This window comes from Pseudomonas sp. 67(2021) (assembly GCF_017491835.1).
Taxonomy (GTDB): Bacteria; Pseudomonadota; Gammaproteobacteria; order Pseudomonadales; family Pseudomonadaceae; genus Aquipseudomonas; species Aquipseudomonas atacamensis.
The window spans coordinates 258,141-272,039 of the sequence record NZ_JAFGYL010000004.1 but is presented as its reverse complement, the minus strand read 5'-3'; the positions used below and the strand labels follow the sequence as shown (position 1 = coordinate 272,039).

General features: G+C 61.4%; 9 protein-coding genes. 7 read left to right on the top strand and 2 right to left on the bottom strand.

The genetic code is table 11. The annotated features are described in order from the left end of the window. Nucleotides 1-89: 89 nt before the first annotated feature. Nucleotides 90-527: a YkgJ family cysteine cluster protein gene (locus J5M66_RS08255; protein WP_016772101.1), complete on the bottom strand. Its 438-nt coding sequence runs from the start codon at nucleotides 525-527 to the stop codon at nucleotides 90-92. A gap of 259 nt (nucleotides 528-786) precedes the next feature. Here J5M66_RS08255 and J5M66_RS08250 point away from each other — a divergent pair, with 259 nt between their 5' ends. The 5 genes from J5M66_RS08250 (at nucleotide 787) to J5M66_RS08230 (ending at nucleotide 10,340) form a co-directional block, all read left to right on the top strand. After that, a complete protein-coding gene (locus J5M66_RS08250; protein ID WP_016772100.1) occupies nucleotides 787-3,237 on the top strand; it encodes a glycogen/starch/alpha-glucan phosphorylase in 2,451 nt (816 codons plus the stop codon). A gap of 251 nt (nucleotides 3,238-3,488) precedes the next feature. Beyond that, a complete protein-coding gene (locus J5M66_RS08245) occupies nucleotides 3,489-7,070 on the top strand; it encodes a DUF2339 domain-containing protein (protein ID WP_207807972.1) in 3,582 nt (1,193 codons plus the stop codon). Then, a complete protein-coding gene (locus J5M66_RS08240; RefSeq protein WP_207807971.1) occupies nucleotides 7,067-8,431 on the top strand; it encodes a DUF3999 domain-containing protein in 1,365 nt (454 codons plus the stop codon). The genes J5M66_RS08245 and J5M66_RS08240 overlap by 4 nt, the downstream gene beginning before the upstream one ends. 292 nt (nucleotides 8,432-8,723) lie before the next feature. Further along, entirely contained in the window at nucleotides 8,724-9,734 is a 1,011-nt protein-coding gene (locus J5M66_RS08235; RefSeq protein ID WP_016772098.1) for a class 1 fructose-bisphosphatase, read from the top strand. A gap of 3 nt (nucleotides 9,735-9,737) precedes the next feature. Then, nucleotides 9,738-10,340 carry a DUF924 family protein gene (locus J5M66_RS08230; protein WP_123444033.1) on the top strand — a complete coding sequence of 201 codons (603 nt, stop codon included), beginning with the start codon at nucleotides 9,738-9,740 and terminating at the stop codon, nucleotides 10,338-10,340. A gap of 310 nt (nucleotides 10,341-10,650) precedes the next feature. Here the strand turns inward: J5M66_RS08230 and J5M66_RS08225 are convergent, their stop codons facing one another. Beyond that, the gene (locus J5M66_RS08225) at nucleotides 10,651-12,543 is read right to left on the bottom strand and encodes a methyl-accepting chemotaxis protein (RefSeq protein WP_197047952.1); all 1,893 of its coding nucleotides are present in this window, start codon (nucleotides 12,541-12,543) and stop codon (nucleotides 10,651-10,653) included. Between the two features lie 282 nt (nucleotides 12,544-12,825). Here J5M66_RS08225 and J5M66_RS08220 point away from each other — a divergent pair, with 282 nt between their 5' ends. Together J5M66_RS08220 and J5M66_RS08215 are read left to right on the top strand one after the other, a co-directional pair. Then, nucleotides 12,826-13,080, top strand: coding sequence for a hypothetical protein (locus tag J5M66_RS08220; protein ID WP_016772095.1), 255 nt, complete (start codon nucleotides 12,826-12,828; stop codon nucleotides 13,078-13,080). 29 nt (nucleotides 13,081-13,109) lie between these two features. Continuing rightward, entirely contained in the window at nucleotides 13,110-13,679 is a 570-nt protein-coding gene (locus J5M66_RS08215) for a lipocalin family protein (RefSeq protein WP_016772094.1), read from the top strand. Nucleotides 13,680-13,899 lie beyond the last annotated feature (220 nt).

Sequence of the window (13,899 nt, the reverse complement as noted above, 5' to 3'; positions counted from 1 at the left end):
TCAACGGACGCTCCGCGTTCGGCTTCAGGAGTGACGCGGAGCGTCCCGGGCTGCATTCCCACGCAGAGCGTGGGAACGATCAGGCGCGATCAAAATTTGTCGATGGCCCGGAAATTCTGCACCCGCTCGACTTCTTTCGGCTTATAAGCGCAATACCCCGGCCGCGGTCCGATCTTCGGGTGGTTGCGGCAGGTGTCCGGGCGCTTGTCATAAATGGTGCACAGGCGGGTTTTACGATCCAGGTAATAGCAGTCGTTGTTGCTCATGCGCTGGAGGGTGAAGATTCCCGACTTCTGATTGAAGCGCTCGACCAGACCTTCCTTTTGCAGACGCTTGGCGATGTTCTTTGGCGGATCGCCCAGTTCGAACTCGTCGACGACGCCGATGCGCACCAGATCCTTGATCTTCACTTCGACCGGCAACGTGCAGCAGCTGGACATGCACGAGCCGCACATCGGCGCCGAATATTTGGCCCACGTATCGAGACGATCAATCTCGGCGGCGGCGATCAGGTTGGGCTTCATCATCGGGAGTTACCAGGCGTGTATGCATCAGGGCGCGCGATCATACCGGGAGCGGTGGAATTTTGAACAACCTTTCGCCGGATATTTTCACAGCGGCCGCATTTTGCCCGACAGGACGGCACGGCCCCTGCATTCATTGGCTCATCCGCCAAGGTTATGTCGCACTGGCGCACAGTCCGCGCAAATACTGCCGAACCAGAGCCGTTAGCGCCGGTCAGACCGTCTAGGCTCAGAAAATTCCCGCTCGCTCGAGGTCCTGTTGATGACTCAAGAACCACTAGTTCGCGAAGCAGAGGTGGCCGCATTCCGCGACGCCGTCCTGACCAAACTCACCTACGCCGTGGGCAAAGACCCCGATCACGCCTTCGACCATGACTGGTTCGAAGCCATCGCCCTGGCTGCGCGTGATCACATGGTCGAACACTGGATGGACCACACCCGACAGATCTATCGCAAAGGCCAGAAGCGGGTTTATTACCTCTCGCTGGAATTTCTCATCGGCCGTTTGCTCTACGACAGCCTGAGCAACCTCGGCCTGCTCGACGTCGCCCGTGAGGCGCTGACCGAACTGGGCGTCGATCTGGAGCGCATCCGCCTGCTGGAGCCCGACGCGGCGCTCGGCAACGGCGGCCTCGGTCGTCTGGCGGCGTGCTTCATGGAAAGCATGTCGACCCTCGGCATCGCCGGCCATGGCTATGGCATTCGTTATGAGCATGGCTTGTTCCGTCAGGCGATAGTCGATGGCTGGCAACAGGAGCAGACCGAACACTGGCTGGATTTCGGCAACCCTTGGGAATTCGAACGGCCGGAAGTCGCCTACCCGATCGGCTTCGGCGGCAGCGTCGAAACCGTCACCGATGCCTCCGGCAAGACTCGTCAGGTCTGGTCGCCGGCGGAAACCGTGCGCGCCATTGCTTATGACACGCCGGTGGTCGGCTGGCGCGGAGCGAGCGTCAACACTCTGCGCCTGTGGCGTGCCCGCGCCATGGAAGACCTGCACCTGGAACGCTTCAACGCCGGTGACCACCTGGGCGCCGTGGCGGAAGTGGCTCGCGCCGAAAGTATCTCCCGCGTCCTTTATCCGGCCGACAGCACCGAAGCCGGGCAAGAACTGCGCCTGCGTCAGGAATACTTCTTCGTCGCCGCCTCGCTGCAGGATCTGCTGCGCCGTCACCGCAACATGCACACCTCGGTGCTGACCCTCGGTGATCACGCGGCGATCCAGCTCAACGACACTCACCCCTCGATTGCGGTGGCCGAGCTGATGCGCCAACTGGTCGACGTCTACGACGTCGCGTGGGACGCAGCATGGCAAGTCACCGTCGACACGCTGTCGTACACCAACCACACGCTGCTGCCGGAAGCGCTGGAAACCTGGCCGGTCGGGCTGATGGAACGCATGCTGCCACGGCACATGCAGATCATTTACCTGATCAACGCGCAGCACATCGATTCGCTGCGGGCCAAGGGCATTCACGACTTCGACGTGTTGCGCGCGGTGTCGCTGATCGAAGAAGACAACGGCCGCCGGGTGCGCATGGGCAACCTCGCGTTCCTCGGTTCGCATAGCGTCAATGGCGTGTCCGGTCTGCATACGCAGCTGATGCGCAAAACCGTATTCGCCGAACTGCACAAGCTCTACCCTGAGCGGATCAACAACAAAACCAACGGCATCACCTTCCGCCGCTGGTTGTATCAGGCCAACCCGGAACTGACTTCGATGCTGGTCGATGCCCTCGGCCCGGACCTGCTCGATCATCCTGAAGAGCGCCTGCTCGAACTCGAGCCGTTCGCCGAGAAAACCGCGTTCCGCAAAGCCTTCGCCGAGCAGCGTTTGCACAGCAAGAAGGCGCTGGCCTATCTGATTCACGAGCGCCTCGGGATCGCGGTCAACCCGGCGGCGATGTTCGACGTGCAGGTCAAACGTATCCACGAATATAAACGCCAGCTGCTCAACCTGATGCACACCGTGGCGTTGTACCAGGCGATTCGTGCCGAGCCGGAAGTCGACTGGGTGCCACGGGTGAAAATCTTCGCCGGTAAAGCGGCGGCGAGTTATCACCAGGCCAAGCTGATCATCAAGCTGACCAATGACATTGCTCGGGTGGTGAACAACGACCCGACCGTGCGCGGCCTGCTGAAAGTGGTGTTCCTGCCCAACTACAACGTCAGCCTGGCCGAAAGCATCATCCCGGCGGCGGACTTGTCCGAGCAGATTTCCACCGCCGGTTTCGAGGCGTCGGGCACCAGTAACATGAAGTTCGGCCTCAACGGCGCGCTGACCATCGGCACCCTCGACGGTGCCAACGTGGAAATGTGCGAGCGCATCGGTGCCGAGCACATGTTCATCTTCGGTCTCAGCGCGCAACAGGTTGAAGCGCGCAAGCAGAACCACGAGTTCAGCGCCGTACCCGACATCGCCGCCTCCCATCGTTTGAACGATGTGCTGCAAGCGATTCGCAGCGGTGTGTTCTCGCCGGACGATACCTCGCGTTACACCGGCCTGATCGACTCGTTGATCGACTATGACCGCTTCCTGGTCTGCGCCGATTTCGACTCCTATTGGGAAGCGCAGAAGCGTGTCGATGCGCACTGGCATGACTCGCAGAACTGGTGGCGTTCGGCGGTGCTCAACACCTCGCGGATGGGCTGGTTCTCTTCCGATCGGACGATTCGCGAGTACGCCACGGATATCTGGAAAGCGCTGGAGTAACTTTCCCCGACAAATCTGCGCAAGGCCCAACGTTTGTTGGGCTGGATCGATATACTGAGCGCCGGTTAAAAGGCATCAATCACCGCCGTACCCTGTGGGAGCGAGCCTGCTCGCGAAGCGATCGTCGACTTAAACAGAAATGTTGGTTGACAATCCGCCTTCGCGAGCAGGCTCGCTCCCACACGGTTTGTGCCTAGACTGAAGCCATCGCCGGACTCGCCCCGCCCCGGGGCTGCTTAGGGATATCGACCATGCAATGGATGTTCATGTTGATCGGGCTGGTGCTCGGTGGACTGCTCGACGAGTCGTTCAGTGGCGCGCTATTGGGTGCGCTGCTGGGGCTGGTCATCGGCCAGGCGCTGCGCATTGCGCGCCTTGGCTCGCAGGCGGCGGAACAACAGCGTCAACTCGAGCAGGTGCGCGAAGCCTTGCAAGGCGTGGCTCAGCGGCTGTTTGTGCTGGAGGGTTCGCCCTCGCATGCGCCCGCGCCGTCACCTGAAGCCGAGCCAGTCGCCGCACCCGTCGACGTGGCTGAGCAGGCAGCCCCGACCCCTGAACTGATCTGGGAACTGCCTCCCGAACTCGAACCGATTTCCGCCGTCGCCCGCGAAACCAGCCAGCCGCTGCCGGCGGATGTCTGGCGCGCCGAACCGGCTCCCGTTGCACCACCGCAAAAACCCGCCGAACCCCGTGGCCCGAACCTGATCGAACGCGGCATCAGCGCTGCGCGCAACTGGCTGTTTGGCGGCAATACAGTGCTGCGCGTCGGTGTGGTGCTGCTGTTTTTCGGTCTGGCATTTTTACTGCGTTACGCCACCGAAGGCATGGTGGTGCCGATCGAGTTGCGATACGCCGGCGTCGCGGCAGCAGCGTTGGCCCTGCTGGCGCTGGGCTGGTGGCTGCGACGACGCAACAGCAACTATGCGTTGATGCTGCAAGGGACCGGGATCGCGGTGTTGTACCTGACGGTGTTTGCGGCGATGCGTTTGCATCCGTTGCTTGATCCGTCCGCTGCACTCGGTTTGCTGGTCGCGGTGACGGTGTTCTCGGCCATTCTGGCGATTACCCAGGACGCGCTGGGGTTGGCCGCAGCGGCGGCACTCGGTGGTTTCGCCGCTCCGATTCTCACCTCTACAGGCGAAGGCAATCACGTCGCACTGTTCAGCTATTTCGCCTTGCTCAACGCCGGTATTCTGGCCATCGCCTGGTTCAAGGCCTGGCGCCTGCTCAATCTGATCGGCTTCGTCGGCACCTTCGGCATCGGTTTCGCCTGGGGCCTGCGTTCCTACACGCCGGAACTGCTGTGGAGCACCGAGCCGTTCCTGATTGTGTTTTTCCTCATGTACCTCGCCATCGGCCTGCTGTTCGCCCGGCGCAAATTGCGCGACCTGCATGATGCTCCGGCGGAGGCTGATCGCGAGGCGCTGCTGCAATGGTCGGCCCGCAAGGGTGATTATGTCGACGGCACCATGCTGTTCGGCCCGCCGATCATTGGCTTCGGTTTGCAGTTTGCGTTGGTCCAGCACCTCGAATTTGCGGCGGCGTTCAGTGCGTTGGCGCTGGGCATGATCTATATGGCGCTGGCCAAAGTTTTGATGGGCGGGCGCGCGATGCTCCTGGGCGAAACCTGCCTGGCGCTGGGAGTGATTTTCACCAGCCTGGCGATTCCGCTGGGGCTCGATGCGCGCTGGACTTCTGCGGCGTGGGCCGTGGAAGGCGCGGGAATTTTCTGGCTCGGGTTGCGTCAGCATCGACCGTTTGCCCGGGCCTTTGCCTTACTGCTGCAACTGGGTTCGGCACTGGCGTTTCTCAGCCAGTTGCAGCCCGGCGAGAGCAGCCTGCTCGACGGCGCACCGCTGGGCGCGCTGATGCTTGGCGCCGCGCTGCTGTTCAGTTTCTTCCAACTGCGCAAGGCTACGCCCGAGCAAACATTGCCGTGGGAAAGGCAAGGAATGCCGCTGCTGGCGTGTCTGGGCCTGACGTTCCTGTATCTGCTGGCGCCGTTGTTCCTGTTCATCCAGGGCACGGCGATCAGTTGGGCGTTGGCGGGTTTGGCAACGTTGTTTGTCGGCTTGCGGATTCAATCACGCACATTCCTGTTCACCGCATTCGCCGTGCAGTTGCTGGGCGGCGCGTTATTTCTGTTGCGCCTGCAAACGGCCGGCGAAGATTCGGCGGCGGTGTTCAGCGCTGGCTGGAGCGGTTTGCTCAGTGCGTCCTTGATCGGTCTGGCCTTGATCGGCGGCATGCTGCTCGCGGCGCGGGACGAGATGGTGCGCGGCGATGTGCGCCTGCTGCGCGGCTTGTCGGTGGTGCTGCTGGCCGGCTTGGTGCTGATCAATCTGGCGGTGCTGTTCGTGCTGCCGTGGCAAACCGCGAGTGCAGTGTGGGCGGCCAGCGGCTTGCTGATCATCTGGCTGAGCCTGTACCTGCAACAGCGTCTGAGTTTCGTTTTCGGGCTGCTGTTGCAGGTGGTCGGCGGCGCTGCGTTTCTGCTCGCCGGGCCTGAATGGCACGGGCCGTTGTCTAGCGAAGGATTGCAACCATTGGCCCATGGCGGCTTCTGGACACCGCTGGTGCTGGGGCTGGCCGCGCTGATCGGTGCGTGGCGCTTGCAATTGGGCAACCATGCCACGGCTTTTGATGCCTTGAGTTTGCAGCGCTTGTCGCAAGTGCTGCTGGTCTGGGGCGCCGGTTGGTGGACGCTGGCGTGGGTCAGCGAAATCCTGCGTTTCGCCTCGCCGAACCTGCAAGGCACATTGTTGCTGCTGGTCGCTGTGATCAGTGTGGCGCTGTGGACGCTGTTGTCACTGCGCTTGAAATGGCCGGCGCTGGGGTTGCTCTGCACATTACTGATTCCTGCGGCGGCGCTGGTTTTGCTCGGCGCTTGGCATTCGCGCTACCACCCGGCCGCCGACTTCGGCTGGCTGGCGTGGCCGGCGCTGTTCGCGGTGCACTTCTTCAGCCTGCGCCGCTTGGCGTCGATGTTGCCGGCGCGCGCATTGAGCGTGGCCCATGTGCTCGGTTGCTGGCTGCTGATTGGCGTGCTGGCGCTGGAGTTGCGTTACGGCCTGCTGCTGTTGTCCGAGCAATACAACGCGTGGCGCTGGCTGGGCTGGGCGATTCTGCCGAGCCTGTATTTGCTGCTGATGGCTGCACCGCGCAACTGGCCTTGGCCGGTGGCCGCATTTTCTCGGGAGTACCGCTTGTATGCGGCGGCACCGCTGGCGGTGCTGATGCTGGCGTGGTTCTGGCTGGCCAATGGCGTCAGCGATGGCAATGCCGAACCATTGCCTTACGTGCCGTTGCTCAACCCGTTGGAGCTGGGCCTGCTGTTTGCCCTGTTCGGCGTTTATGTCTGGTCGCGCAGCGCCGTTGCGCAGTTGTCGATCCGTCAGGATCATGCCGACCACGCCACGCAACTGATCGCCGGGGTTTCGCTGTTCGCCTTCTGCACCGCGCTGGTCACCCGCGCGGCGCATCACTGGGCTGGCATCCCGTTCGAGCTTGATCAACTGCTCGCGTCGATGCTGGTGCAGGCCGGCCTGTCGATCGTCTGGACGTTGATGGCGCTGGGGCTGATGATCGGCGGCCATCTGCGCCATCGCCGCGAAGTGTGGCTCATCGGCGCGGCACTGATTGCGCTGGTGGTGGCCAAACTGATTTTTGTCGAACTGAGCAACCGTGGCGGTCTCGCCCGGATCGTCTCGTTTATCGGTGTCGGCGTATTGCTGCTGGTGGTCGGCTACTTCGCGCCGCTGCCACCCAAACGCGTCGAGGCTGAACCGGCGGCGGACAAACCCGCGCCGGATACCGAAGGAGTTGCATCTTGAGTCGCATGCTGAATCTGGGGTGGTTGGCGCTGGGCGTGGTGATGGTCGCTGGTGCTCAGGAAAAACCGGCGGAATTCGCCACGCAAGTCCCGTTGACGGTGAGCGGCAATGGCCCGTGGTATCGCCTCGACCTGCCGCTGAGCGCGCAATTGCAGGCGCGCCAGACCGATCTCAGCGACTTGCGTGTGTTCAACGCCGCCGGCGAAGCGCAGGCCTACGCCTTGGCTCGCGAATCGGCGCAGACCCGCGACGACGGCAAGCTGCACGAGGTCAAATGGTTCCCGCTGTACAACGCTGCCGACGCCAGCGAGCGTGCGCCGAATGTGCGCGTGCAGTCGACCACCAACGGCACCCTGGTCGAAGTGCAACCGTCCTCGCAACTGGAGGCGGGCGAAGAAGTGCTGCGCGGCTGGCTGCTCGATGCCAGTGCGATCAAGGCACCGTTGCAGCAGTTGATCCTCGACTGGACCAGCGAGCGCGACGGTTTCCAGCGTTTCAGCATCGAGGCCAGCGACGATCTGCAGCACTGGCAGTCCTGGGGCGAGGGCCAGGTGGCACGGCTGACCTTTTCCGATGAGCGCATCGAACAGCACGAAGTGACCCTGCCGGGGCAGACCGCGCGCTATGTGCGTCTGCTGTGGGAGTCGCCGGGTTCGGCGCCCGTCCTGACGTCGGCACAATTGAAAAGCAGCGACCCGCGCAACCTGCCGCTGCCTTTGGTGTGGTCGCCCAGCGTGGCCGGCAGCAGCACCAAATCCGGAGAATACATCTGGCAGTTGCCGATGGGGCTGAATGTCGAGCGGGTGCAGATTGAGCTGAAGCAGCCGAACAGTCTGGCGCCGGTGACGTTGGCAGGCCGGCGCGAGAGCAACTTGCCGTGGCAGACGCTGAGCAGCGGTTTGTTGTATCGCCTGAGCCAGAACAATCAGGACGTGGTGCAGAACGAAATCCCGCTGTCCGGGCAGACCGTGCAGCAACTCAAGCTGACCGTGGATGAGCGCGGCGGCGGTCTGGGTGAGCAGGCGCCGGACCTGAAATATGCGGTGCGCGCCACGCAAGTGATCTTCCTCGCCCGGGGCGAAGGGCCGTACAGCCTGGCCTTGGGCAATGCCACGGTGAAAACGGCGAACCTGCCACTGGCAACGTTGATTCCGGACTTCAAGCCAGAAAAGCTGGCGAGCCTGGGCAAGGCGACGGTGCAGGACGAAGCAGTGGCCACGCAAACCTCAACGGCGACGACGGCTGCGGTGGCCGGAACCAATTGGAAGAAGTTCGGGCTGTGGGCGGTGTTGCTGCTCAGTGTGGTGTTTCTCGGGGCGATGGCGTTCAGCCTGTTGCGCAAGCCGCCAGCCAATACCTGAGCATGGCCGGCGCTGCGCGCCATTCGCGAGCAGGCTCGCCCCAGAGTTGAAATGCATTCCAATGTGGGAGCGAGCTTGCTCGCGAAGGCGCCCGGGCAAACACTGAAAATCCTCAATCGCTCATGCCGAACCGAACTACGCTCAATCCGACACCTGAACTCTCCACCAACAATCACGTCTCATACAGGCAAATACACCCAGGCGCACGTTAGCCGGCGTCTTCGCTCGCTAGGTTTTCAGACTCCCTGTAAACTGCGCGGGTTTTCCGCCCCCCATTCCACCGGAGCCGTCCATGTCCCGCGTTACCTTGAGTCGCTATTTGATTGAGCAGACCCGCAGCAACAACACTCCTGCCGATCTGCGCTTTTTGATCGAAGTGGTAGCGCGTGCCTGCAAGGAGATCAGCCACGCCGTGTCCAAAGGCGCCCTGGGTGGTGTTCTGGGCAGCATGGGCACCGAGAACGTGCAAGGCGAAGTGCAGAAGAAGCTCGACGTGATCTCTAACGAGATCCTGCTCGAAGCCAACGAATGGGGCGGTCACCTGGCCGGCATGGCGTCCGAAGAAATGGACAACGCCTACCAGATCCCGGGCAAATACCCGAAAGGCGCATACCTGCTGGTCTTCGACCCACTGGACGGCTCGTCGAACATCGACATCAACGCCCCGGTCGGCACGATCTTCTCGGTACTGCGTTGCCCGAACGAATACCTGAGCCAGAACGAGCCGCTGAACGAAAAAGCCTTCCTGCAGCCAGGCACCCAGCAAGTGGCCGCCGGTTACGCCATCTACGGCCCGCAGACCATGCTGGTGCTGACCTTGGGCGACGGCGTCAAAGGCTTCACCCTGGACCGCGAAATGGGCAGCTTCGTCCTGACTCACGAAGACATCACCATCCCGGAAACCACCCAGGAATTCGCCATCAACATGTCCAACCAGCGTCACTGGGAAGCCCCGGTGCAGCGCTATGTCGGCGAGCTGCTGGCCGGTGAAGAAGGCCCGTTGAAGAAGAACTACAACATGCGTTGGGTCGCGGCGATGGTTGCCGACGTACACCGCATTCTGACCCGTGGTGGTCTGTTCATGTACCCGCGCGACAGCCGCGAGCCGTCGAAACCGGGCAAGCTGCGCCTGATGTATGAAGCCAACCCGATGTCGTTCCTCGTCGAACAAGCCGGCGGCGCGTCCACTGACGGTCACCAGCGTATTCTCGACATCCAGCCGGAAGGCCTGCACCAGCGCGTTGCAGTGTTCCTCGGCTCGAAAGAAGAAGTCGCCCGCGCCACGGCCTACCACAAGGAATAAACCATGCACGCGCCCTGGCAGCCGTTGCTCGACTGGTGGTTCGGACACGCCGAATCAGCCAGCGAAGTGGCGGCCGAAAAGGGCAAGTTGTGGTTCGGCAAGCGAAACAGCCAAGACCTCGAAGCGCAGACGCGTTTCGGGGTCTTTGTCGATCAGGCCCTGGCCGGCGAATTGACCGAGTGGACGCAATGTCCCGAAGGCTGGCTGGCGGTGGTGCTGTTGCTCGATCAGCTGCCACGCATGATCTATCGCGACACCCCCAAAGCGTTTTCCGGTGATCTGCTCGCACAGAAGCTCGTCGCCCAAGGCATTGCAGCGGATTTCGATCGGCAGTTGAAACCGATTCAGCGTGTGTTCATTTATCTGGTGTTCGAACACTGCGAAAATCTCGCAGTGCAGAATGAGGCTGTTTCCAGATTTATCGAGCTGGTGGCTGAACAGCCGGAAACGGAGCGGGCCGTGTTTGCCGATAACCTGGACTATGCCGAGCGGCATCAGAAAGTGATTGCGCGGTTTGGCCGGTTTCCGCATCGCAATGCGGTGTTGGGGCGGGAGTCTACGGCTGAAGAGTTGGTATTTCTTTCCAAACCTGGATCACGGTTCTAGATTGCTGGGCTGGATCCAGTTCATCTAGCTCAAGAAATACGTCTTCAGCGTTTGTATAGTTTCCTCGATCGATTTCCTCGCTACCCAGCGCAAGGATTGCCAATAATGTGATTTGATCTGGATGAACCCCGTTGTGTTTCTTGTTCATCTGGCAAATTCCCGATGTTTATATTGAAGACATTCTGCGTGATGCAGGCCGCTTTCGCGAGCAGGCTCGCTCCCATAGGATCTGGTGGTGCACTCAAATTGTGTAACCACCGGAGATACCTGTGGGAGCGAGCCTGCTCGCGAAGAGGCCTGAGGCTGCAGCTTAGATCCTGAAGCTGCCGACCAGATGCTTCAACCGCGCCGCCTGCTGCTCAAGGTCCGAACAGGCTCGCAATGTCGCCTGCAAGTTCTCCACGCCTTCCTGATTCAGCGTGTTGATCTCGTTGATATCAACGTTGATCGACTCGACCACGGCTGTCTGTTCTTCGGTCGCGGTGGCCACCGACTGGTTCATACCGTCGATTTCGCCGATGCGCTGGGTCACGCTGCCCAGACGCTCGCCGGCCTGGTTGGCGATGCCGACGCTGCTTTCGCTCTCGCGCTGGCTCTCGGTCATGATGGTTACTGCCTGACGTGCGCCGACCTGCAACTCTTCGATCATCTTCTGTACTTGCTGCGCCGAATCCTGGGTGCGGTGCGCGAGGTTGCGCACCTCGTCGGCGACCACGGCGAAACCGCGTCCGGCTTCACCGGCGCGCGCGGCTTCGATGGCGGCGTTGAGCGCGAGCAGGTTGGTCTGCTGGGAGATGCTGGTGATCACTTCGAGAATCTGGCCGATGTTCACCGTGTTGCTGTTCAGCGTTTCGATGTTGCCGCAGGAATCGCTGATCTTTGCCGACAGCTGTTGCATGGCGTGGATGGTTTTATCCACCACCTGCTGGCCGTCGACCGCGAGGCTGCGCGCATCGCTGGAATGCTGCGAGGCGAGGGCGGCGTTCTGGGCGATTTCCTGAGCGGCGGCGCCGAGCTGATTGATCGCGGCGGCGACGCTGTTGGTGCGGCTGGCCTGCTGGTCTGAGTTGTACATCGACGAGTTCGAGGCAGCGACCACACGCAGGGCGACTTCGTTGACCTGGCCGGTCGCCGAGGACACTTCGCGGATCGACGTATGAATGCGTTCGACGAAGCGGTTGAACGACGTACCCAGCGCGCCGAATTCATCGTTGCCGTGAATCACCAGACGCTTGGTCAGGTCGCCTTCGCCTTCAGCGATGTCATGCATCGCGCGGCCCATGGTCAGCAGTGGCTGCATCAGCACGCGAATCAGCATGCCAAGCAGGCCGATGATGATCAGCACGGCGATGACCATGGCGATCAGCGCCGAGGTGCGGAATTCGCTGAGCATCGAGAACGCGGTGTCTTTATCGAGCACCAGCGCCACGTACCAGTCAGCCGATGGCACTCCGTTGACGCGAGTGAAGGAAATCAACTGGGTCTTGCCGTCGAACTCGACTTCTTTCAGGCCCGGGCTGACTTGAGGCGCGCCGTTCGGATAGGCCTCGGCGAGGGTCTTGAGCACCAGCTTGCTGTCCGGGTGAATCAGGATCTTGCCTTCGGCGCTGACGATGAATGCGTGACCGTGGCCGCCGAAGTTCAGCGAGTTGATGATCGCGCTGACGCTGGTCAGATCGATGTCGGCCCCGGCCACGCCGAGCATCTGGCCCTGACGCTGCACCGGCGTGGCGACGGTGATCACCAGCTTGCCCGACGAAGCGGCAATGTACGGTTCGGTGACGATGGTCTGCTGTGCGCTATTGGCGGCTTTGTACCAGCCGCGCGCCCGTGGATCGTAGTCCGGCGCGCGGTTGCCGGCCGGCACCGAGAACATCACGCCGTCGGCACCGCCAAAATAGCTGAGCTGGAAATTGCCGGTGTAGGCGGGCAGGTCAATGATGCGTTTGAGGCTGGCGGGCGCGTTGCCGTCAACGGCGACTTGCTGCGACAGCGATTGCAGCAGCTGAATGCGGCTTTCCAGCCAGGTCTGGATGTTGCTGGTGGTCAGGCTGCCCAGCTCCTGCATGGTCGCTTCGGTACTGCTGCTCAAGGCCTGACGCTGGCGATAGTCGTTGAAGAAGATGAAACAGGCGAACGCAACGGCCACCACAAGGGCAGCAGCCAGCAGAATCTTGTGGCTGAATTTCATGTTTCTGGTCATCGAATGAACTACCGCGAGGGGGCTGGTCAGGAAAGGGCGGCAATTTGCCATATTCGGCAGCGTTGCGCTGCTCTTATTTTCGACCGCGCCGCGCCAAAGATTAGGCGTTTGCAAGGAAAGTCGACGAAATGCTCGACGGCTTCACAAAGTTTTTGATTTACCGGCAAAAGCCGGACAGGCGGGCTGATAAATAGGCGTTCGGTCACGGAACCAGATGACACTTTTCTCTTCTAAGCTTCTGGTTGGCACCATGCCATCCCCCCTCGTTCCAGGAGTTTCACCATGTCGCTGCGATCTATCGCCCTGCTGTCGTTTTGCGTGCTGTTGGCCGCATGCAGCAAGGTCAATCAGGAAAACTACTCCAAGCTCTCGGCCGGCATGGCCAAGTCCGAAGTGGAAACCCTTCTCGGCAAGCCCACTGATTGCTCGGGCGCGCTCGGTATGTCCAGCTGTACCTGGGGCGACAAGAACAGCTTTATCAGCGTGCAATACGCCGGTGACAAAGTGCTGATGTTTTCCGGCCAAGGCCTGAAGTAAACCGGGGCTTCGCGCCCACGGAGAAAAAAATGAAGCGGTTATTGCTGATCCTTTTTGCTGGCCTGGTACTGGCTGGCTGCGCCACTTCCGGCGTCGACCCGTTGGCGCCCAAGACCGTCAACAGCGTCAATCTCAAGCGTTATCAGGGCACCTGGTATGAACTGGCACGCTTGCCGATGTACTTTCAGCGCCACTGCGCGCAATCCGAAGCCCATTACACCCTCAAGCCTGACGGTAATGTCGGCGTGCTCAATCGTTGCCTGACCCCGGAGTGGCAGTGGGAAGAAGCCAAGGGCACGGCTTATCCACAAGTGCCGGGCAAGACCGACAAGCTCTGGGTCGAATTCGATAACTGGTTCTCGCGCCTGGTGCCGGGTGTGGCAAAGGGCGAGTACTGGGTGTTGTACGTCAGCGACGATTACAAGACCGCCATCGTCGGCGATCCGAGTCGCAAGTACCTGTGGCTGCTGTCACGCACACCGACCGTCAACGGTGTAGTGCGCGAAGAATTGCTGAGCAAGGCGCGTCAGCAGGGTTACGACACCACACGCCTGATCTGGCGCGCGTCGGATCGGCAGATGGCCAAGACATCCAATTAAGAGCGAAAAGATCGCAGCCTTCGGCAGCTCCTACATGAGAATGCATTCGTGTAGGAGCTGCCGAAGGCTGCGATCTTTTGCTTTTCTTACCCTAAAAGATCGCGCAGGACCCGGGTGAAGGCTCGGGCGCTGTGCTCTTCGCCGGCATGCCGGCCATCGCGCACCACCCACTGACCATTGACCAGCACATCGCGCACCTGGCGATCGCCGCCGGCGAACA

Bases quoted from the DNA above. Each gene is read 5' to 3' on its own strand.
- J5M66_RS08255 (WP_016772101.1), bottom strand. From the start codon at position 527: ATGATGAAGCCCAACCTGATCGCCGCCGCCGAGATTGATCGTCTCGAT.
- J5M66_RS08250 (WP_016772100.1), top strand. From the start codon at position 787: ATGACTCAAGAACCACTAGTTCGCGAAGCAGAGGTGGCCGCATTCCGC.
- J5M66_RS08245 (WP_207807972.1), top strand. From the start codon at position 3,489: ATGCAATGGATGTTCATGTTGATCGGGCTGGTGCTCGGTGGACTGCTC.
- J5M66_RS08235 (WP_016772098.1), top strand. From the start codon at position 8,724: ATGTCCCGCGTTACCTTGAGTCGCTATTTGATTGAGCAGACCCGCAGC.
- J5M66_RS08230 (WP_123444033.1), top strand. From the start codon at position 9,738: ATGCACGCGCCCTGGCAGCCGTTGCTCGACTGGTGGTTCGGACACGCC.
- J5M66_RS08225 (WP_197047952.1), bottom strand. From the start codon at position 12,543: ATGACCAGAAACATGAAATTCAGCCACAAGATTCTGCTGGCTGCTGCC.
- J5M66_RS08220 (WP_016772095.1), top strand. From the start codon at position 12,826: ATGTCGCTGCGATCTATCGCCCTGCTGTCGTTTTGCGTGCTGTTGGCC.
- J5M66_RS08215 (WP_016772094.1), top strand. From the start codon at position 13,110: ATGAAGCGGTTATTGCTGATCCTTTTTGCTGGCCTGGTACTGGCTGGC.